This window comes from Affinundibacterium nitidum (assembly GCF_014284155.1).
Lineage (GTDB): Bacteria > Pseudomonadota > Gammaproteobacteria > Burkholderiales > Burkholderiaceae_D > Undibacterium > Undibacterium nitidum.
The window spans coordinates 545,049-566,356 of the sequence record NZ_JACOFZ010000002.1 but is presented as its reverse complement, the minus strand read 5'-3'; the positions used below and the strand labels follow the sequence as shown (position 1 = coordinate 566,356).

Sequence of the window (21,308 nt, the reverse complement as noted above, 5' to 3'; positions counted from 1 at the left end):
GAGGGACGAATATGAAATCGTTTTTATTGTTATTGTTAAGCTTGGGTTTTAGTACAGCGAGTCAGCTCGCTCAAGCCGATGATTTTTCAGATGGAGTCGCTTTATATGAGCAGCGCGATTTTCCCGCCGCCGCTGCAGCATTTAAGAAAGCCGCCGATCAAGGTAAATCTGACGCGCAGTTTAATCTTGGCCTGATGTACCTTAATGGTGAAGGTGTTGCGCAGAATTACGTGGAAGCAAAAGCACTGTTTGAAAAGGCAGCACAGCAGAATAATGTGCGGGCACAAGTCAATCTCGGTCGCATGTACGCAAAAGCCAAGGGCGTTGCACCCAATTACGGGATGGCGGTTTATTGGTTCAATAAGGCAGTGGAGCTTGGATATGCTGACGCGCAATATAGTTTGGGCGTTTTATATGTGAGTGGAATTGGCGTCTCACGTGACTATGATAGAGCGCGTGATTTATTCTCAAAGGCCGCGGAACAAAAGAACGCTAGTGCCCAATATCAAATCGGGCTTATGTACTTCAAAGGAAAAGGTGTAGCGATCGATAAAGTCGCTGCGTTGAAATGGCTTATTCTTGCAGGCGACTATGATGATGCTGTGACTTACCGTAAATATGTAGAGTCGCAATTGAGTAAAGAGGAAATTGAAGAGGCTAAGGCAGAAGCAGCACAAAAACAATGAGCATTCTAGGTGCGATTACGCTGCGCTAATCGCACTTACGTACTACCAAGTAAAGTCATCAGGAATTTGGTAGGCCGCATAAGGATCATCCGCATCAATTTCATTTGATGTTTTCTTCACCCGTACCACCAACGAAGCATCGCGTTCCTCGATTTTCTCTGCGATGACGCGAGGCAGTAATTCCCTTTTGCCGTCGACGCAAACGATCATCAGTCGGCCTGCAATTAGATGTTTTTGTACTTCTTCTGAGACGTAGATCTTGTCGATCTTGGTGCCATGCGTGTAGTGATAGGCGATGTCACCATTACCTTTGCTTTGGCGATTGGTTTGCACCATTTGCACAATCTGTGCGAACACCGCTTTTTGAGCAGCGGCCGCATCACGTTGCGCATTCAGTTCACGTGCACGCTCGGCATTTTTCTTTTGTACTTCGAGTGCGGCTAAACGCGCTTCGTCTACGCTTTCTGTTCCAGTGCGGCGCTCGACCTTTTTCTGTTTGACTTTGTCTTGGTGAACTTGTTTGGCTTTGTTCTTGTTGACTAAACCTGCTTTTAAAAATTGATCTTGCAAGGACGCCATATTGCGGTTCCCGAAAAAAGTATCGTCGATATAAAAAAGTAGGGCGCAAGTGATTGCGCCCTACTTACTATTTATTTACTGAGTTAGCTTTAGAAGGCTTAGCCCAACTTAGCAAACTGCTCCTTCATTTTACTCAATGTCGCAGAGAAGCCCGATACGCGTTCTTTCTCTTGTTCGACAACGGCTGCCGGCGCACGTGCCACAAAACTTTCGTTGCTCAGTTTTGCTTGGGCTTTGTTGATTTCCGCTTCGAGTTTGGTCATTTCTTTTGACAGGCGTTCGCGTTCTGCGGCGACGTCGATCTCTACTTTCAACATCAGCTTGGTTTCACCGACGATGGAAACTGGCGCTGGTGAGTCTGGTAATACATCGACGATCTGTACTTCAGACAATTTTGCCAAGGCTGCCATGTAAGGTGCGTAGCTTTCCATGCGTGATTTGTCTGCTGCGTTTGCTGGTTGCAATAACAGCGGTACGCGTACCGCTGGTGACAATTGCATTTCACCACGCAAGTTGCGGCAAGCATCGGTGGCGGCTTTGAGACCAGTCATCCAGCCTTCAGCAGCCTCGTCGATCGCTTCTGCATTCACCAAGGGGTAGGCTTGCATCATGATGGAATCGCCTTCGGCTTTCAGCGTTTTTCCGGCCAATGGTGCTACCGTTTGCCACAATGCTTCGGTCACGAATGGAATCACTGGGTGCGCCATGCGCAGGGTCACTTCCAACACACGCAATAAAGTGCGGCGTGTGGCGCGTTGTTGTGCTTCGCTGCCTTGTTGTACTTGGACTTTGGCTACTTCCAAATACCAATCGCAGTATTCGTCCCACACAAATTTGTAGATGGCGGAGGCAATATTGTCGAAGCGGTAGTCAGCAAAACCCTTTTCGAGTTCTGCTTCTGTGCGTTGCAAAGTCGAGATGATCCATTTGTCGGCTTGGGAGTAGTCGAGATCATTGTCGCTCGCTGTGCCAGTGAAGCCGCAGTCTTTGCCTTCGGTATTCATCAAGACGAAGCGTGTGGCGTTCCACAATTTATTGCAGAAGTTGCGATAGCCTTCGCAACGACCTAAGTCAAAGTTGATGTTGCGGCCAAGTGAAGCATAGCTCGCCATCGTGAAACGCAACGCGTCTGTGCCGTAGGCTGGAATGCCGTCAGCGTATTCTTTGCGTGTGGCTTTTTCAATCTTCGGTGCATCGCTTGCGCGCATCAGGCCGGTAGTGCGTTTAACCACTAAATCGTCGACGCTGATACCATCGATTAAATCGATAGGGTCTAGAGTATTACCTTTGGACTTCGACATTTTTTGGCCGCTAGAATCGCGCACCAAGCCGTGTACGTAGACTGTATGGAATGGCACCTTACCAGTGAAGTGCGCGGTCATCATGACCATACGCGCTACCCAGAAGAAGATGATGTCAAAGCCGGTGACCAATACTGAAGACGGCAAGAACAATTTGCTGTCCACCGTCAACTCTGGCCAACCCATCGTCGAGAAGGGAACCAAAGCAGAAGAGAACCAGGTATCTAGCACATCGTTATCACGGTTCAAGGCACCTGTGTAACCAGCCGCGGCAGCTTTTGCTTTGGCTTCGGCTTCATCACGCGCGACGAAAATTTCACCGTTCTCACCATACCATGCTGGGATTTGATGACCCCACCACAACTGGCGTGAAATACACCAGTCTTGAATATTGTTCAGCCATTGGTTGTAAGTGGTGTTCCAGTTTTCTGGTACGAACTTCACTTCACCATTTGCTACTTTTTCCAGCGCGACTTCAGCAATCGATTTGCCTGGGAAGTGTGTGCCTTCTGGCGCAGCTTTGCTCATCGCCATAAACCATTGGTCGGTCAACATCGGTTCGATGACGACATTCGTACGGTCGCCGCGTGGCACCATCAATTTGTGTGGCTTTACCGACTCGAGCAAACCTAATGCATCAAGATCGGCCACCATTTGCTTACGAGCGACAAAGCGGTCCATGCCTTGGTAGGCGGCTGGGCCGTTTTCATTGATCTTGGCATCCAAAGTTAAGATACTGATCAAGGCTAAGTTATGACGTTGGCCAACAGCGTAATCGTTGAAGTCATGGGCTGGTGTAATTTTCACGCAGCCAGTGCCGAACTCTTTGTCGACATAGCTATCTGCGATGACTGGGATTTCACGATCAGTCAAAGGCAATTTCAACATTTTGCCAACGAAAGCAGTATAGCGCTCGTCGGTTGGATCAACCGCAACAGCAACGTCACCGAGCAAAGTTTCCGGACGTGTCGTCGCTACTGTTAAGTGACCACTGCCATCGGCAAATGGATAACGGATATGCCACATGGAACCGTCTTCTTCTTCCGATACCACTTCCAAATCAGACACCGCTGTACCCAATACTGGGTCCCAGTTCACCAAACGTTTGCCGCGATAGATTAAGCCTTGTTCGACCAAACGTACGAAGACTTCCGTCACGACTTTTGAACGTTCTGCGTCCATCGTAAAGTATTCACGATTCCAATCGGCAGACGCGCCCATACGACGCATTTGACCCGTGATGGTGGAACCAGATTTTTCTTTCCACTCCCAGACTTTTTCCAAGAACTTTTCACGACCTAAATCGTGGCGAGATATCTTTTGCGCATCGAGCTGGCGTTCCACCACGATTTGTGTCGCGATACCGGCGTGATCTGTGCCAGGTACCCATGCCGTGTTATGGCCACGCATACGGTAATAACGTGTCAAGCCATCCATAATCGTTTGGTTGAAGGCATGACCCATGTGCAAAGTGCCAGTGACGTTTGGTGGTGGGAGTTGGATACTGAACGATGGTTTGGACTCATCGGTCGTGGCTGTAAAGTAACCGCGTTTTTCCCATTCCGTGCGCCAAAACGATTCAATATTGGCGGGCTCAAAAGATTTGGCTAATTCCATGATGTGGTCTGACTAAAAAGTAAGTTGAAATTCGGGCATTGCGCGTTCTACTTGCTCGACTTTTTCACTCGTGATGACGAAGTCTTAATGTTGAACGACGAAACCCTCGATTATAAATGAGCATCGCTTCAAGACTGACACTATCTGCCTGAAATTTGCATTACAGATATATTAAAACCCATTTTCGTGATGCTTTTATAAAGAATCGAAAAGCTTTGTGAAAATTTGGGGACAAAAAACGGCTCCATCAGTGAAAAAATTACTTGATGCCATATGGAAAATGCTAGGATACGAAATCGCTTAGTTCCTTATAACAGAACCTTTTGAATGAAAGTCTTACCATGTTTTGGTAAGAAAATAATCATTTTGGGAGGGCCTAAGATCGTCAAAGAATAAATAAAACATTTGGCGAAACTAAGCAGGAGATTTCCTACGCGCGCTTGTTAGCACACAATAAAAAGCAAAAATGGGCGCCGCATTTCTGAAAAATGCATAGCAAAAGGTGAATGAGACATGATGGGTTTCTTTGAACGATCTGCTTCGCACAGCCCATCGCGACTACAACACCAAAGTGGCAAAAAAAGCATTCTTTTGAGGCAATTGGTGTCGTTAGCGACGCTAATGACAGCCTTGTCTGTACCTGCCTTTGTTCATGCGGAAGATGATCCTATCGTTCGCCGTATCGATCAAATCCAAGACCTCTCTGACCGCAATAATGAGGAAGGCATTCGCCAGTTACTCGAATTGCAAAAGAAAATGCCGGCGGATGCCAGTGTCCAAGCGCGCCTTGATTTAGTCGCCGTGTTAAGTGGCTTATATTTCGATGCAGGTAGAGTCAAAGAGGGCACTGCGCTGCAAGATGAGTTCAAACGTCTTTCCAAAGAGTTGAAAGATAAAGATGCTTTACTCTTTCTTTCGATTATCGAAGCCTTCGATGTCTACGAAAAGTCGGGCTATGATGCTGCGTATGCGTATTTGGATAGCTTAGAACCGTCCATAGAAAAGGCGACACCGTCGCTGAAATTTCGTTACGCTTCCATCAAGTCGCAGTTTTATAGTGCGCAGGGTAAATTTCAATTCGCCCTGAAGCAGTACATCTATATGCTCGACCTGATCGAGAAGTTGCCACGGCGTCAGTTGCAAGCGCGAATGATCACATGGGAACGGATCTCGAGTATGTACTTGGGTCTCAAAGACCCCAAGAAAGCCTTAGAAGCGACCACTGAAGCACTGGCGGTTTCATCCGCTACTGCGGTACCGAAGGCTTATGTTGAAATTTTGATCGTGCGTGGCGCCGCCTTATCCCAGATGAAGCGCAATGTCGAAGCGCTGAAGGAATACGAAACTGCACTGAATATCGCGAAACAAGAAGGGCTTCCTTTTGCTCAGGGGGCAGCGTTATTTAATTTGGCCGACCAATATTTGATCTTGAAAGACTACAAGCGCGCTGAACAGTGCGCACGTGAGTCAATGGCTGTCTATGAAAAGTTAGATGATAAGTTCAATGTGATCGGTGCCCAAGTCAATTTGGGCTTAGCGCTTGGCTATCAAGGCAAAGTTAAACAAGGTTCTGACCTTGTCATGGAGAGTATTGAATTCTTCAAAAAAGAAAAATCAAATAGTGCCCTTGAATCAATCAATGGTGAGTTGGCGGCCATGTATGAGTCTGCCGGTATGTATAAAGAAGCCTTGGTGTTAATGCGCGAAAAGCAAACCTTGAGTGAGGAGGTGTATCAAGCAGAAGTCGCCAAGGAGACCGCTAAATTACGCGAGAGTTTTGATACCGAAAAACGTGAAAAACAAATCGAATTACTGGCGAAAAATAATGAACTGAAAGACGCGGATATTCGCAATCATCGTTTGCAACAAATGGTGACTTTGCTTGCCTCTGTCGTCGCGGTATTGGCTGGTTGTTTTATCTACATGCTGTATCGTCGCAGTAAGAAATTGAATTTGCAGTTACAGGAAGTGAACTCGCAGTTGGAGTTTCATGCCGTGCGTGACCCGCTCACGGGGTTGCACAACCGTCGTTCCTTTATCGCTTTGATGTCAACACGTGTTGTTCGTGTGGAAGCAGAACGGCGTGAAGGCGCTTATGCCAACCCTGATTGCATGATCTTGCTCGACATCGATCACTTCAAGAATATTAACGATACCTGGGGTCATGCGGTAGGCGATATCGTCTTAAAGGAAGTGGCATCACGTTTGCGTAATGTAGTTCGTGATGAAGATATGCTGATGCGTTGGGGTGGAGAGGAATTTTTGATCTTCTCACCTAAATCAAACCCCGAACAAATTACCAGTTTGGTCGAGCGTGTTTTACGTACGATTGGTGAAGCACCGTTTATGAATGGCGAACAAGCAATCACAGTCACCGTAACTGCAGGTTTCATTTCTGTGCCATTCTCAGATGTGCCCGAAGATGTGTGCGATTGGGAACGTGCTTTGCAAATCGCCGACATGGCCCTGTACCTTGGTAAAACGCATGGCCGCAATCGTGCCTATGGTTTGGCTCGATTGTTGGTGCCACATGAAGATGCAATCCCGACATTGACCCACGATTTGGCTGCGGCCATCAAACAAAACATGGTCGAAGTAATTGAAGTACTCGGCCCACCGCAAGTCGCTAATTAAGTCGACCACACAGTCGCCTCTTTAAGGGGCGGATCTGCCTCCAACTCATCATTGAAGACTCACAATTGCGTGAGTCACGGGTTTTTTTCATCAGGATTCTTGTTTTGATAAAGCTTTGCTTTTTTTTACAGTAGGCGGCTATAATGCGCCCGCACAGTGGTAATTGTTCTGTGTATTTTTAAACGCTAGGGGTCCTGAGTGCTGTGCATTCGGGTGAGAAATACCCTTGAACCTGATCTGGATAATGCCAGCGAAGGGAAGCAGCCAATGCAAGACACACGTCCATCGTGCGCGCTTGATCTGGAAACTCCTTTGCTGGCTCCGTGCCGACAAAAAACGCAAAGGAGCCAAATGAACGCCAACCCGCAATTCCTCGCCACCACTGCACAAGTGGACCAAGCCGCTATTCAAGCGTTACCTAATTCGCGAAAAATTTACGTAACAGGCTCACGTCCTGATATTCGTATTCCGATGCGCGAAATTTCGCAGGCAGATACACCAGCGATGTTTGGAGCAGAGAAAAATCCACCCATTTACGTTTACGATACTTCAGGTGCCTACACTGATCCACAGACCACGATCGATATCCGCTCTGGTTTATCACCAATACGCAATGCTTGGATTCAAGAACGTAACGATACCGAAGAGCTGAGCGGCCCAAGCTCAAACTATGGGGTGGAACGCCTCAACGATAGCAAATTACAAGCACTGCGCTTTAACTTACAGCGCAAGCCGCGCCGTGCGATTGTAGGTAAAAATGTGACGCAAATGCATTACGCGCGCCAAGGCATCATTACGCCAGAGATGGAGTACGTGGCAATCCGCGAAAACATGCAACGCGCTGAATACCTGCAAGCACTCAAGCAAAGCGGGCCTCAGGGAGAGAAGCTGGCCGCGATGATGGGGCGCCAACATCGTGGACAAAGTTTTGGTGCAGCAATCCCGGAGATCATTACCGCCGAATTTGTACGCGATGAAATCGCCCGAGGGCGCGCGATTATTCCGGCCAATATCAATCATCCAGAGATCGAGCCGATGATTATCGGTCGTAACTTCTTGGTGAAGATTAACGCCAATATTGGTAATTCCGCAGTGACATCGTCAATCGGTGAAGAGGTTGAGAAAATGACGTGGGCGATTCGCTGGGGTGGTGACACGGTAATGGATCTTTCAACCGGCAAGCATATTCATGAAACACGCGAGTGGATCATTCGTAATTCACCGGTGCCGATTGGTACTGTGCCTATCTATCAAGCGCTCGAAAAAGTGAATGGCAAGGCTGAAGATTTAACTTGGGAAATCTTCCGCGATACCTTGATCGAGCAAGCGGAGCAGGGCGTCGATTACTTCACCATACATGCAGGCGTGCGTTTGCAGTATGTGCCATTAACCGCCAATCGCATGACAGGCATCGTCTCGCGTGGTGGATCGATCATGGCGAAATGGTGTTTGGCTCATCATCAAGAGAATTTCTTGTACACGCATTTCGAAGACATCTGCGAGATCATGAAAGCTTACGATGTTTCTTTCTCGCTTGGTGATGGCTTGCGTCCAGGCTCGATTTACGATGCTAATGATGAAGCGCAATTAGGTGAATTGAAAACACTTGGTGAGTTGACGCAAATCGCATGGAAGCATGATGTACAAGTGATGATCGAAGGCCCAGGCCACGTTCCTATGCACATGATCAAAGAGAACATGGACCTGCAACTGGAGCAGTGCCACGAAGCACCGTTCTATACATTGGGCCCGCTAACGACTGATATCGCACCTGGTTATGATCACATCACGTCAGGCATAGGCGCGGCGCAGATCGGTTGGTATGGCACGGCGATGCTGTGTTACGTCACGCCGAAAGAGCATCTTGGTTTGCCCAATAAAGCGGACGTCAAAGAAGGCATCATCACCTACAAGATCGCCGCCCACGCTGCGGACTTGGCGAAAGGACATCCGGGCGCTCAGATTCGTGACAATGCCTTATCAAAGGCACGCTTCGAGTTTCGTTGGGAAGATCAATTCAATATTGGACTTGATCCAGACCGCGCACGTGAATTTCATGACGAAACACTGCCTAAAGACTCTGCCAAAGTGGCGCACTTCTGCTCGATGTGCGGCCCTCATTTTTGCTCCATGAAGATTACGCAAGAAGTGCGCGATTATGCAGCTAATCACGGTATCAGTGAAATCGACGCGTTGAAAAAGGGGATGGAAGTCAAGGCTATCGAATTCGTCAAAACTGGAGCTGAGATTTATAAAAAATCGTAGATCGAGCTATGGAAATACAACTCAATGGTGAGCCTCGCACCTTGTCTCCCGAGGCATGCTTACAAAATTTGATCACCGAACTCAATATTGGAAATCAAGCTATTGCGGTGGCGGTCAATCGTCAAGTAATTAGCCGATCCATGTGGTCCAAGCATAGGCTGAACCATGGTGATCAAGTGGATGTGGTTAGGGCAATCGGTGGAGGATAGCTACCGATTCGACAAGACTAATTAGGAAAAATCATGACAGTAGAAACAAAAACAAGCAGCCTGACGATTGCAGGCAAAACCTATCAATCGCGTTTGTTGGTCGGTAGTGGTAAGTATAAAGATCTCGAGCAAACCAAGCTGGCTACTGAAGCGAGTGGTGCGGAAATTATCACTGTAGCGATTCGTCGTGTGAACATCGGTCAAGATCCGAATGCACCTAGTTTGCTCGATGTCGTTCCGCCTTCGAAATACACCATCTTGCCGAATACAGCAGGATGTTATAACGCGAAAGATGCAATCTATACCTTGCAACTGGGGCGTGAATTATTGGGCGGACACAAACTTTGTAAGCTCGAAGTATTGGGCGATGAAAAAACGTTGTTCCCCAACATGCCTGAGACCTTGGAGGCTGCAAAGGTCTTGGTCAAGGATGGTTTTGATGTGATGGTGTATTGCAGCGATGATCCGATTCAAGCGCGCATGTTGGAGGACATTGGCTGTGTCGCAGTAATGCCGTTGGCTTCACTGATTGGCTCTGGCATGGGGATTTTGAATCCGTGGAATTTGTCGCTCATCATTGAACAAGCGACCGTGCCAATCATAGTCGATGCGGGTGTAGGTACGGCTTCTGACGCGGCCATTGCGATGGAACTTGGGTGTGACGGCGTTTTGATGAATACGGCAATTGCTGGCGCGCGCGACCCGATTCGTATGGCGCGTGCTATGGGATTGGCGGTAGAAGCAGGGCGCGAAGCCTTCATGGCTGGTCGCATCGCACGAAAGTTTGTGGCGTCGCCTTCTTCGCCTATGGCTGGCAGAGTGGTGTGATGTTTGAAGCTCAGCCACATCATAAGTTACGGCCTTGTGTGCTGGTCTTCGCTGGACATGATCCTAGTGGTGGCGCTGGTATTCAGGCCGATATTGAGGCGATTGCGGCGCAGGGTGCTCATGCCTTGCCTATCATCACTGCGCTGACTGTGCAGGATAATAATCAAGTGTATGCAGTGTATCCGGTTGCTGCTGAGGTGATTCGAGCACAAACAAGAGCCTTGATCTCATGTATGCCGATTCGTGCAGTGAAGATTGGTATTGTCGGCAATCGAGAAAATGCAGAAGTGATTGCACAACTCATCGATCAAATTCAGGAAACTAGCGTGCACGTGGGTGGTCGCCTGCCTGTGATCGTCGACCCTGTGTTGGGTAGTGGACGGGGTAATCCCTTGGCAGTCGATGATGCTTCTATTGCGATCGCTCCTGTATTAGAACGTGCCAGTCTCATCACGCCTAATTTGCCTGAATTGGTCAAGCTTGCACCCCACGGCCTGACGAACGCACAAAAAGCGATATCGCTGCTCGGAGGGGTAGTCAGTGATGTGCTGCTCAAAGGTGGGCACGCGGATGAAGAGTTGGTGATCAATCGCTGGTTTTCATCTACACAGGGGCAGCCAGAGGTGCAATGGACTTGGCCACGTCTGAAGGAGCAATTCCATGGCAGCGGTTGTACTTTAGCCGCTGCCATATCTGCGCATTTGGCACTCGGCATGACCCTGCAGCAAAGTTTGTTGGCTGCTCAAGAATATACCCAAGCAGCGCTGTTTTCTGCATTTCGAATTGCAGATGGACAGTTAATTCCGCAGCGTTCGCAAGTCGCTTAAAGTGAGAAAAATGAGAGAGAAAATGAGTGAGCAATTGCCACAATCTGGCTTGTATTTGGTCACCCCAAATTGGGATGATACCGAGGAACTACTGGCGGTCACTGAAGTTGCATTGCAAGCCGGCGTATCGGTATTGCAGTACCGGCATAAAACCGCATCTTCAGAACAACGATTTGAACAAGCGCAAGCCTTGTTGAAGCTGTGTCGGGTTCATAAAGTTCCTTTCATCATTAATGATCATATTGGCCTGTGCGCAGAGCTCGATGCAGACGGCGTGCATGTCGGTGGGACTGATATGGGCGTGGGAGAAGCCAGAGTCTTATTAGGTAAAAATAAGATCATTGGCGCTTCTTGTTATGGTGAACTGGTCTTGGCTGAAAATGCCTATGTGCAACAGGCCAGTTATGTGGCTTTTGGTGGATTCTATCCTTCTGTCGTGAAGCAATACCCTGTGACCACGCCGCCAGATATCCTTGTGCGAGCGAAAGCGGTAATACCACTTCCGATTGTGGTCATTGGTGGTATGACGCCGGAGTTAGCACAACCACTAGTTAATCGAGGTGCTAACATGGTTGCTGCCATTAGTAGTGTGTATAACTCGCTTGACCCCCATAGTGCCGTTAGGGAATTTGTTTCTTTATTTAAATAAAATTAAGCCCTAAGACCACTAGTGTGTTGTGAAAAAAGCGTAATTCTGTTGCAGCCAGATAATTCGCGCATAAAACATGCGATTTTATGCGCGATTTTTTTGTGAGCCTCTCGCTTTATTGTATGATCTTGTCACTGATTGCAAGAATCGCTCCCGAAAATTTCCGATGAGAAATTGGGAGAGAAAATAAGGTTTACACGTTCACAATGACCCAATCCACACCCATGATGGCGTCCCCTGAGGGCAGCCATCGTTTTGTATTAGAAATGCGCGGTTTCACCGAGGCAGAAAAAAGTATGCTGACCTCGACCTTTCGACTCACGAGCCGTCGCGAGATGTCATATGTCGAACCTGAAATGGGAGACTCTCGGGCCGATATATATTTGATTAATGCTGATAATCCAGAGGCGCTCGAGGAACTCGCACGCCGCGATATCGGCGTGCCGAATGCCCATTCGCCAGCGGTTGTGATTGGCAGAACTGCGGTGGAAACGCCGTGGCCGTTTGTGCCAAAACCCATTCATTGGATGCGCCTCTTCGAGAAACTCGATGAAGTGATGCAAGATGCTTTGCAAGAGCGCAATCGTCGCTCCACGCAAAATCCTAATCAATGGGATGGTACTAGTCTGCGTCGCTCAACCGATCAAAAGCTCAAGCCAGTGCCAGCAACAACGGTCTTGGCAGATCGCGAATCGGTACTCGTCGTCGATGATAGCGCGACAGTGCGTGCTTTTATGCGCATCAAACTGTCGCCGTTCCAATTCGATGTCGACTTCGCAGAGACCGGTGAAGAGGCAATCGAGAAAGCTAACATCAAGAAATACACTTGTATCTTCCTCGACATCATGATGCCTGGCATCGATGGCTATGAAGTTTGCAAACGCATTAAGGGTAACGCCAAGACCAAATCTACCGCGGTCGTCATGTTGACCAGTAAGTCATCCATGATCGACAAGTTCCGCGGCAGCTGGTCTGGCTGTAATGCTTACCTCAGCAAGCCAGTGGCAGAAGACGAGTTATTGGCAACTATCGCCAAATTCTTGCCTAGTGCATTGGAAAGCATACGCGATTAGATTCAAAGTTTTGGTGAGTTTATCTGCAAAGCCCCAACATTTCGAAAGGTGTTGGGGCTTTTTTAATATCGCACGTTGTTTACTAAAACAGCTAAACTGCATCACTTCTCCATCCAATAGATTGACCCATAAATTCGGCTCAGACTAATATCCGCTATGGCTTTGGCATTCTGAATGCTTATCTTAAGCCGTTTCATTTGTTTATTAAAATGAGGGAGAATAGCTCCTCTCGGTCTTGTTGAAAGTGGTTTGGAATGGGTGTCACCATACGCGATATTGCAAAAGCGACAGGTCTGTCTTTGGGCACGATATCGCGCGCTTTGAAGAATCAGAGTGGTTTGACCGAAACGACGCGGGCTCGTGTGTTCGCGGTGGCACGTGAGCTTGGTTATGATTTATCTAAGCTCAAAGTGGGGCGAGTGCGCCGCATCGCTTTTCTATTGCATCGCCAACACAATACTTTATCGAGTAGCCCGTTCTTTTCTCCAGTCTTGCATGGCGCAGAAGCGGCATGTCGCCGTGAAGGTATTGCACTATCCTTTGTAGCGATAGGGCCAGCCGAGCCCATCATGGAGCAGATCCGTCTGCATCAACCCGATGCAATTCTGTGTGCCGGTTTTTTTGAGCCTGAAATCTTGCATGCGATTCGCGCGGCAGGAAAACCCTTGGTGCTGATCGATATGCACCTACAAGACTACACCTCGATTAATCCTGATAATCGACTTGGCGGTTATTTAGCGACACGGCATTTAATCCAAGCTGGACGTAAGCGTATCGCGATGTTGAGTGGTCCCAGTGCTCATTACAGTATTCAAGAACGGGTGCACGGTTTTCGTAAGGCCTTATTTGATGCCAAAATTTTGGCGAACCCCGAATTAGAAATCGCGATACCGCATCATGCCAACGAAGAACTCAGCGTCAAACAGGCGATGTTAAAGCTGCTGGCCATGACGCAACCGCCCGATGCGGTATTTTGCTACAACGATACGACGGCATTGACAGCGATGCAGGCCTGCCTTGAAGCAGGTCTCAAAATTCCACACGATATCGCGATCGTCGGCTTTGACAATATCAGTGCCGCCGCCAAATCGAATCCACCCTTGACCAGTATTCATGTCGATAAAGAAGCACTCGGCGCAGAAGGCGTCGCTATGTTACTGCGCAAGGCACAGGACGAAGCAATCGATAAAACTTTAGCAGTACAACTCATAGTGCGTGAAAGCAGTACTGACGACTTGTAGTTTGAGCGTGCGGCTGTGTCGTATGCATTTCTTATTTCAAGGATTTCCATGTTAACTCGAACCCGATTTATGCTAGCGGCACTCACCGTGATAGTGAGTGGTGGTATGACTTTCAGCGCCTGCGCTGCCGATAAAAATAGTCCAGTCGCCGCGGTGAATGTATTCATCGGAACTGGTGGAGATGGGCACACTTTCCCTGGTGCGACGAGACCGTTTGGAATGGTGCAGTTGAGCCCCGATACGCAAGTGCGACACTTCAAACAAAGTTATCCATGGGCAGCGGGTTATCGTTACGAAGACGACTCCATCCTGGGCTTTTCACATACGCATTTTTCGGGCACTGGTCACTCCGATCTCGGTGATATTTTGGTGATGCCCTATAGCGGCGAAACGAAATGGGAGCCCGGCTATCCAGAACGTGCCTATAGCGGTTATCGTTCGCGTTTTAGTCATCAGCAAGAAAAGGCGGAGCCTGGTTACTATTCGGTGAAGTTGCTTGATCATGCGATCGATGCTGAATTGACGGCCAGTGATCGTGTTGGCTTGCATCGCTATCGTTACGCGAAGGGCGAAGAAGCCAGAATGATGGTCGATTTGCGCAGCAGTATTTACGATTACAAAACAAAGAATTTGTGGTCGAGCATGCGTGTGCGCAGTAACACCTTGGTGACCGGTATGCGCGAGACCCGTGGTTGGGCGCCTGGTCGTCAGCTGTATTTTGCGATGCAATTCTCAACGCCATTTCAGAGTCGAGATATTCAGAACCGAGAAGATGGCGTTGAGTACCGTGGCTTCGCTGGGCCTGGCAGCAATGGTAAGGATAAAGTCAAAATAGAAGGTAAAGCCATCGTCGCTTCATTTGACTTTGGGATGCCTACGGATCAGACTGTGATGGTTAAAGTGGCGATCTCAGCAGTCAGCGAAGAAGGTGCGATCGCTAATCTTCAAGAAATGCCGTCTTGGGATTTTGCAGTGGAAAGACAAAAGGCGAGCGATGCTTGGCATCAGGCTTTGTCTGCTGTTCAGATCGAAGCCAAGCCTGAGATGCGGACGATGGCTTACACTGCGCTGTATCACAGTATGATGGGCCCAAGCTTGTTCATGGATATCGACGGCCAATATCGCGGCCCTGATAATCAAGTTCATCAAGCTAACGGGTATCGCTTCCACTCGACCTTCTCTTTGTGGGACACTTACCGCGCATTGCACCCTTTGCTAAGCTTGATTCAACCCGCACAACGTAATACGGATTTTGTGAAATCCTTAGTCGCCTCGCAGCAGCATAGCCCAGATGGCATCCTACCTGTGTGGCAGTTCCATGGTTTAGAGACTTGGTGCATGATTGGTTATCACGCAGTGCCCGTGATCGCGGATTTATACATGAAAGGCATCAATGACTTTGATGCCGATGCAGCCTTAAATGCCATGGTGAAAAGCGCGGAATATGGTCCGTACGGCGGCTTGCAACATTATATGAAATACGGCTACGTGCCGACCGACCTTGAACCGGAAGCGGCATCTAAAACGGTTGAATACGCCTTTGATGATTGGACGATTGCACGCATGGCCGAGAAAATGGGCAAGGCCGATATCGCTAAAAAGTTCTATGCGCGCGCACAGAATTATCGCAATGTGTTTGATGTGAGAACGGGCTTCATTCGTGCCCGCAAGGCCAATGGCGAATTCCGCGTGCCTTTCGACCCAGCGGTCTCTAATTTTGGAAGTGATTATACGGAGGGTAGTGCTTGGCAGTATTCTTGGTATATGCCACACGACAATGCGGGCCTGATTGCTATGCTTGGCGGCGATGCTGCTGCGATTGCCAAGATCGACCAAGTATTTGACGCCAAGGTCGATGAGAAAATCTACGCACACATGGAGGATATTTCGGGCTTGATCGGTCATTATGCACACGGCAATGAGCCCTCACATCACGTTGCTTATCTCTACAACTACTTTGGCGCGCCATGGAAAACTCAAGCCCGTTTACAGCAAATTGTTGATAGTCAGTATCAAGCCAAAGCTGATGGTTTATCTGGGAACGACGACTTAGGTCAGATGTCAGCGTGGTTGGCGTTCACCAGTTTTGGTTTTTATCCTGTGGCGCCTGGCAGTAACGAATACATCATTGGGCGACCTTTCCTCGATAAAACTGTATTGAATCTTCCAAACGGAAAACGCTTTACGATACGCGCAGAAAATCTGAGCAAGGCGAATATGTATGTGGGCAGTGTGCGTTTAAATGGCCAAGCTTTGCATCGTAATTTCATCACGCATGAACAGATCACCGCAGGTGGTGAATTAGTATTTGTGATGCAGTCCAAACCGAACAAGGAATGGGGTAGTAAGTTAGATGCTCGTCCGTATACACAGACGGCGTATCAATGATCCGATAAGAGATTTTGTGTAAAACAAAAGCGCCGTCATGGGATTCATGAACGGCGCTTCTTCTTACTTATTTACTTACTTAGAAGCTATGTTCGAAATTTAGACGGACGTTCCGATAAGATTTTGATGTGAGATCTCGTGTGATCACACTTTCTTTTGTGGTGTACTCACCTAAGAATGATCGCTTGCGTTTGAGTAAATTATCAATAGACAAGCGCAAGGATGTCTTTGGCGATATTTTCCACAAAGAGTAAGTATCCATGTCGACGCTGGAATGGCCAATGTTGCGACGCACGTCGTTTATTCGGATAGGATTGGAATCTTGGTAACGCATACTGGTACCCAGCGTGAGAGGCACGTCTTTCGCTTTGTAATCGATGCTAAAATTCGCGCTCAATTTGCCTGATACCAGTAGGTTGTCTGGTTTCGGCAAGTAGGAAACTGAAGACCAAGTTCTGCCGACGTAAAAGCTGAAGTCGATATTCGGTGCGTCGTTGATAAAGCGCTTCAAAGGGAATTGGGTCTCAAAGCTTAGGACTTTAGAGCTACCTTCTCCCGCATTCACGATACGCTGCCACCATGCGTTGTCAAAGTAACTGATTTGGTTGCGATGGATGTCGGTAATTCTTCTGACGACGGCCTTAATACTGTAACTGAATTCCTCTTTATCATTATGCTCGTAGGATGTTTGTAAAGACCAAGCGAGCTCAGGTCGTAACAGTGGGTTGCCGCGGAAGCTTGGATTATCAATCGAGTTATTCGAAACGATGAATTTCGGTGAGGTCAGTGCAAAGTTAGGTGGAGCTTTATAGGTGCGTGAAACCCCGAGACGAACACGGTCAGTGTTCTCGTCATTGAGTTGCCACAGCGTTTGAATGATAGGGCTCCATACACTTGAGTTGTTCGTCACGCTGGTCTGACTACTACCGTCACTCTTGACGCGTACGGACTCCCACCGTAGGCCGAAATAGGCAGAGGACTCTTTGCGGAATTTCCATTCGTCTTGTGCAAAGAAAGCGATGTTATCAACCACTGAGTGAGTATCTTCTTGGCTTTGAAATGGCGTGCTATAACTTGGTCCTACGTCGCTTTGAATACGCCTGTCGTTGTTGGTACGAGTGGAAAAATTCCAACCGCCAACAATGTCATGCTCGGCATTACTAGGCGCCGTGACCTTTAACGTACTACTTGCACCACCGCTACGGTTATTGATAGCGGTATTACGGATATAGTCAATTTGTGTCGAGTTAGCATAGTTCACCTCATTGCCATGGTCACGCGAAGTGTTGCCGTTCAAACCAATCGTCAGATCTAGCTTTGCGTCAATAAAGAATGGACTACTTATTTTTATTGATGTATTGCCGCCTTTAGAGCGTGAGGTATTGTTTGAAACGATCCTCTGAATGGGAAGGCTGCGTCCTAACAGGAAGTCGTAAGTTTGCTCTGATCGATTGTCAGCATCGTTACTCGCTATAGAAGTGGCTGAACGTATGCTAAGGCCATCTTTGCCACGATATTGAATGATAGGATTGATATAGAGCTGTTTAGCGCTCGACCAATCCGCGGAACTTTGGAGATCTTGGCGTATCAACTGTTGGCGCTGATCATACTCGGAAGTCAGCACCGAATTGGGGAATTGAAAGCGATATTCTCCAGCTGAAACAGACAAGGAGTAACTAAGATTATCCTTCTTGTCTGAGCTGGTCCATTCAATGCGGGGCGAGGTCGAGACATCATGACTCAAACCTAATTTCAGCTGTTGTTGCGCAGCTCGCGGTACCTTCTTCAACACGATATTGATGGTTCCTGCCATGGCCTGACTACTGAACTCGGCGCTGCCAAGACGATAGATCTCTACGCGTTCAATCGTACTCATCGGAATATCATTAATATTGATGCCACGAGGTGGCTCACCATCGACGAGCACCTGCGTGTAGCCAGAACCCATGCCCGGCAATTGCATTACACCCTTGACTACCGTCACGCCTGGTACGCGCTTCATTGCTTCTGCGACATTGGTATCGCCGTAACGCGTCAGCTCGGCATTGCTGACGACGGTTTTCGCAGCCGCATCTTTGCGACCAAGTTCGACTTCGGTTTGTGCTTTGATTTCAACTTGCTGCGTCTTGACTGGTTCGGCTTCTTTTTTTCCAGTTTGAGGCGCAGTCGTCGTGTTTGGTTTTGTACTATTTTCTTGCGCAAGAGCGCTTGTGGTGGCGAGTGAAAAGAGGGAAGCGATAGAAAGGCTAAGTGTGCCTTTGGTGAAATGGTGCATAAAAGATTAAATCAATGTTTAAAAAAAAGTTAATTATTTTCCATTGAAAATGCAATTTAGTCAATTTTATTGATCAATGAATGGCGTGGTTAGCGCGCTCAGTTTTGAATTGGGACTTAGTTGAGCTCATCCATAATGTCATCGCTGAGATGCTCGATTTGCCCCCATTGAACCAACTTGAGAGGACCTTGTTCGAAACAAAAGCGATTGATGCTGGCGTTATAAATGGTGACGGTGCGTTCTGCGTTCAAAGGCAAGCCTGTCGCTTCGCGCCATGCGCATTCAAGTACGCCTCCGTGGGCGACTAAGGCAATGCGTTTGCCCGCGTATAGTTGGGCGTAATGCTGAATACAGGAAATGGTCCGCGTGTGAAATTCGCGTATGCTTTCACCGTGGTTGTCGCTGCCATCTGTCTTTGCGGGGAAGTGAAAATCCGGATCGCGGCTACGCCATTGCGCATAAGCTTCTGGATAGAGTTCAGGTAGCTCGCTGTACAGCTTACCTTCGAAATCACCGAAACAGCGTTCACGAAGCTGCGGATTGATTTGTAGCGATGTGTTTTGTAGATCGGCGATCGCTTGCGCCGTTTGCATGGCTCTTTGCAAATCGCTGGAAATAATCGCATCGAGTTTCTCGTTTTGCAAATGCTTTGCCAATGCTTTGGCTTGGCGTAGTCCTTCTTCGTTCAGAGGAATATCGAGGTGGCCTTGCAATTTACGGACGGCATTCCATGCGGTCTCGCCGTGGCGAATCAAAAGAATGTCAGTCACTGGTTTTTCTTTGCTTTGGTTTGCAGCCAAAAAGTGACTGGTCCGTCATTGGTCAAACTCACTTGCATGTCGGCACCGAACTGTCCGGTTTCGACTTGGGGATGCTGCAGTCTTGCTTGCGCCACGAAGTAATCAAACAACTGTTTCCCCAAGGCTGGCGGTGCTGCTGGGGTAAAAGATGGGCGAGTTCCGGATTGCGTATCGGCTGCCAAGGTAAATTGAGGAACCAATAAGAGTCCACCTGCCACGTCTTTGACACTGCGATTCATCTTTCCTGCATCATCACTGAACACACGGTAGCTCAATAACTTGCCCAACAGTTGTTGCGCATCTTGTTCCGTGTCTTCGCGTTCAGCGCAAACCAAGACCATTAAGCCTTTGTCGATCGCACCCACTAAGGCGCCATCGACTTCGACTTTGGCACAGGTAACCCGTTGTAGCAGAGCGATCATGCTGATAGGTTAACTTTAGCGAATTTACGTTTCCCTACTTGCAGCACCACGGTACCTGCTTGTACTTGCAATGCTTTATCGCTTATGACGGATCCATCGATACGCACGCCACCTTGGTCGACCATGCGCATTGCTTCGGAAGTAGAGGCGCAGAGGTTGGCTTGCTTTAATAATTGAGCGATACCGATAGGAGCACCACTGAGACTGATCTCAGGGATATCATCTGGGATGCCGCCTTTAGAACGATTGACGAAATCCGTTAAGGCATCATCCGCCGCTTGTTTACTGTGGAAGCGTGTGACGATTTCTTGTGCGATGGCCACTTTGATGTCGCGTGGATTTTGACCTTCTGCAGCCGATTTTTTGTACTGCGCGATTTGCTCGAGCGAGCAGAAAGACAAGAGGTCGTAGTAACGCCACATCATTTCATCCGAAATACTCATGACTTTTGCGAACATGGTATTTGCGGGTTCAGTAATCGCGATGTAGTTGTTCTTGGACTTCGACATCTTCTCCACGCCATCCAAACCTTCGAGCAGAGGCATGGTCAAGATACATTGCTGCTCTTGGCCGAAGTCTTTTTGTAATTCACGACCCACTAACAAGTTAAATTTTTGATCAGTGCCACCGAGTTCGAGATCGGCATGCAAAGCCACAGAATCATAGCCTTGCATCAATGGATAGAGGAACTCATGCACGGAAATCGGTGTGCCAGCTTTGAAGCGTTTCGTGAAATCATCACGTTCCATCATACGCGCCACTGTGTAGCGAGACGCCAATTGAATCATGCCGCGTGAACCCAGCGCGTCGCACCATTCGGAGTTGTAGCGAATCTCTGTTTTGCTAGCATCTAATACTAAAGACGCTTGTTTGAAATAAGTCTGCGCGTTCTCTTCGATTTTTTCGCGAGTCAACGGTGGGCGCGTTGCATTGCGACCTGATGGGTCACCGATCATGGACGTGAAGTCGCCGATCAAGAAAATCACCGTATGGCCAAGATCTTGTAGTTGGCGCATTTTGTTGAGCACCACGGTATGGCCTAAGTGCAAGTCAGGCGCAGTGGGATCTAAACCGAGTTTGATACGCAAAGGTTTGCCACTTTGTTCACTGCGCGCCAATTTTTGTGCGAACTCAGATTCGATCAAGAGTTCGTCCACTCCACGTTTGGTGACAGCGAGTGCGTGCTGTACTGCGTCGGAGAGTGGCAAGAGTTTGGAGGCGGTTGGCGCTTTTTCTGTAGATTGTGGCGAAGTCATGATGATGTTTCTATAAAGTGTTTACGTATGCGGTGCTATCAACAAAGTAAGTTTATGTTAAATCAACTTAATTCTAAATATTGTGTAACAGGAGTGGCATTCTTTGATGCCTGCAACCATAATCGGTTGCTTGCATTATTCGCCATTTGCTTTACAATCAGGCGACCAAATTGAAGCCCCACCTTAAGTTAATAAAAAATAAAAAGGAGTGGGTTTGCTAACACTCTGTTCGTAGCGCTCCACCAAGAGCTGGCTGCG

General features: G+C 48.1%; 16 protein-coding genes and 1 riboswitch. Of the genes, 10 read left to right on the top strand and 6 right to left on the bottom strand.

The features are described from left to right. Positions 1 to 11: 11 nt before the first annotated feature. The gene (locus H8K36_RS09895) at positions 12 to 686 is read left to right on the top strand and encodes a tetratricopeptide repeat protein (protein WP_186915826.1); all 675 of its coding nucleotides are present in this window, start codon (positions 12 to 14) and stop codon (positions 684 to 686) included. Positions 687 to 728: 42 nt separating this feature from the next. Here H8K36_RS09895 and H8K36_RS09890 read toward each other — a convergent pair whose 3' ends face one another. Continuing rightward, a complete protein-coding gene (locus tag H8K36_RS09890) occupies positions 729 to 1,265 on the bottom strand; it encodes a DUF2058 domain-containing protein (protein ID WP_186915827.1) in 537 nt (178 codons plus the stop codon). Between the two features lie 98 nt (positions 1,266 to 1,363). After that, on the bottom strand, positions 1,364 to 4,183 hold the full coding sequence (locus H8K36_RS09885; protein WP_186915828.1) for a valine--tRNA ligase: 2,820 nt from the start codon (positions 4,181 to 4,183) through the stop codon (positions 1,364 to 1,366). Between the two features lie 621 nt (positions 4,184 to 4,804). On the opposite strand from H8K36_RS09885, the gene H8K36_RS09880 reads away from it, so the two are divergent. From H8K36_RS09880 to H8K36_RS09840, 9 genes are all read left to right on the top strand, one after another. Next, positions 4,805 to 6,817, top strand: a complete 2,013-nt coding sequence (locus H8K36_RS09880; RefSeq protein ID WP_186915829.1) for a tetratricopeptide repeat-containing diguanylate cyclase — start codon at positions 4,805 to 4,807, stop codon at positions 6,815 to 6,817. Positions 6,818 to 6,994: 177 nt separating this feature from the next. Further along, positions 6,995 to 7,093, top strand: a riboswitch (TPP riboswitch). A gap of 75 nt (positions 7,094 to 7,168) precedes the next feature. After that, positions 7,169 to 9,082, top strand: a complete 1,914-nt coding sequence (thiC, locus tag H8K36_RS09875) for a phosphomethylpyrimidine synthase ThiC (RefSeq protein ID WP_186915830.1) — start codon at positions 7,169 to 7,171, stop codon at positions 9,080 to 9,082. A gap of 8 nt (positions 9,083 to 9,090) precedes the next feature. After that, complete coding sequence (gene thiS / locus H8K36_RS09870) at positions 9,091 to 9,291, top strand: sulfur carrier protein ThiS (protein WP_186915831.1); 201 nt, start codon at positions 9,091 to 9,093, stop codon at positions 9,289 to 9,291. 33 nt (positions 9,292 to 9,324) lie between these two features. Continuing rightward, positions 9,325 to 10,119 carry a thiazole synthase gene (locus H8K36_RS09865; protein ID WP_186915832.1) on the top strand — a complete coding sequence of 265 codons (795 nt, stop codon included), beginning with the start codon at positions 9,325 to 9,327 and terminating at the stop codon, positions 10,117 to 10,119. Beyond that, on the top strand, positions 10,119 to 10,946 hold the full coding sequence (gene thiD, locus H8K36_RS09860; RefSeq protein WP_186915833.1) for a bifunctional hydroxymethylpyrimidine kinase/phosphomethylpyrimidine kinase: 828 nt from the start codon (positions 10,119 to 10,121) through the stop codon (positions 10,944 to 10,946). The genes H8K36_RS09865 and thiD overlap by 1 nt, the downstream gene beginning before the upstream one ends. Positions 10,947 to 10,968: 22 nt before the next feature. Continuing rightward, a complete protein-coding gene (gene thiE / locus H8K36_RS09855; RefSeq protein ID WP_230404480.1) occupies positions 10,969 to 11,595 on the top strand; it encodes a thiamine phosphate synthase in 627 nt (208 codons plus the stop codon). A gap of 206 nt (positions 11,596 to 11,801) precedes the next feature. Then, complete coding sequence (locus H8K36_RS09850) at positions 11,802 to 12,668, top strand: response regulator (RefSeq protein WP_186915835.1); 867 nt, start codon at positions 11,802 to 11,804, stop codon at positions 12,666 to 12,668. A gap of 254 nt (positions 12,669 to 12,922) precedes the next feature. Then, positions 12,923 to 13,909 (top strand): LacI family DNA-binding transcriptional regulator, encoded by a 987-nt coding sequence (locus H8K36_RS09845; RefSeq protein ID WP_186915836.1) that lies wholly within the window; start codon positions 12,923 to 12,925, stop codon positions 13,907 to 13,909. A 48-nt stretch (positions 13,910 to 13,957) separates the two neighbouring features. Next, positions 13,958 to 16,297: a GH92 family glycosyl hydrolase gene (locus tag H8K36_RS09840; RefSeq protein ID WP_230404476.1), complete on the top strand. Its 2,340-nt coding sequence runs from the start codon at positions 13,958 to 13,960 to the stop codon at positions 16,295 to 16,297. Positions 16,298 to 16,376: 79 nt separating this feature from the next. Here the strand turns inward: H8K36_RS09840 and H8K36_RS09835 are convergent, their stop codons facing one another. From H8K36_RS09835 to tyrS, 4 genes are all read right to left on the bottom strand, one after another. Next, a complete protein-coding gene (locus H8K36_RS09835; protein WP_186915837.1) occupies positions 16,377 to 18,572 on the bottom strand; it encodes a TonB-dependent receptor plug domain-containing protein in 2,196 nt (731 codons plus the stop codon). A 116-nt stretch (positions 18,573 to 18,688) separates the two neighbouring features. Then, positions 18,689 to 19,342, bottom strand: coding sequence for a histidine phosphatase family protein (locus H8K36_RS09830; RefSeq protein WP_186915838.1), 654 nt, complete (start codon positions 19,340 to 19,342; stop codon positions 18,689 to 18,691). After that, the gene (gene dtd / locus H8K36_RS09825) at positions 19,339 to 19,794 is read right to left on the bottom strand and encodes a D-aminoacyl-tRNA deacylase (RefSeq protein WP_186915839.1); all 456 of its coding nucleotides are present in this window, start codon (positions 19,792 to 19,794) and stop codon (positions 19,339 to 19,341) included. The genes H8K36_RS09830 and dtd overlap by 4 nt, the downstream gene beginning before the upstream one ends. Next, positions 19,791 to 21,050 (bottom strand): tyrosine--tRNA ligase, encoded by a 1,260-nt coding sequence (gene tyrS, locus H8K36_RS09820; protein ID WP_186915840.1) that lies wholly within the window; start codon positions 21,048 to 21,050, stop codon positions 19,791 to 19,793. The genes dtd and tyrS overlap by 4 nt, the downstream gene beginning before the upstream one ends. Positions 21,051 to 21,308 lie beyond the last annotated feature (258 nt).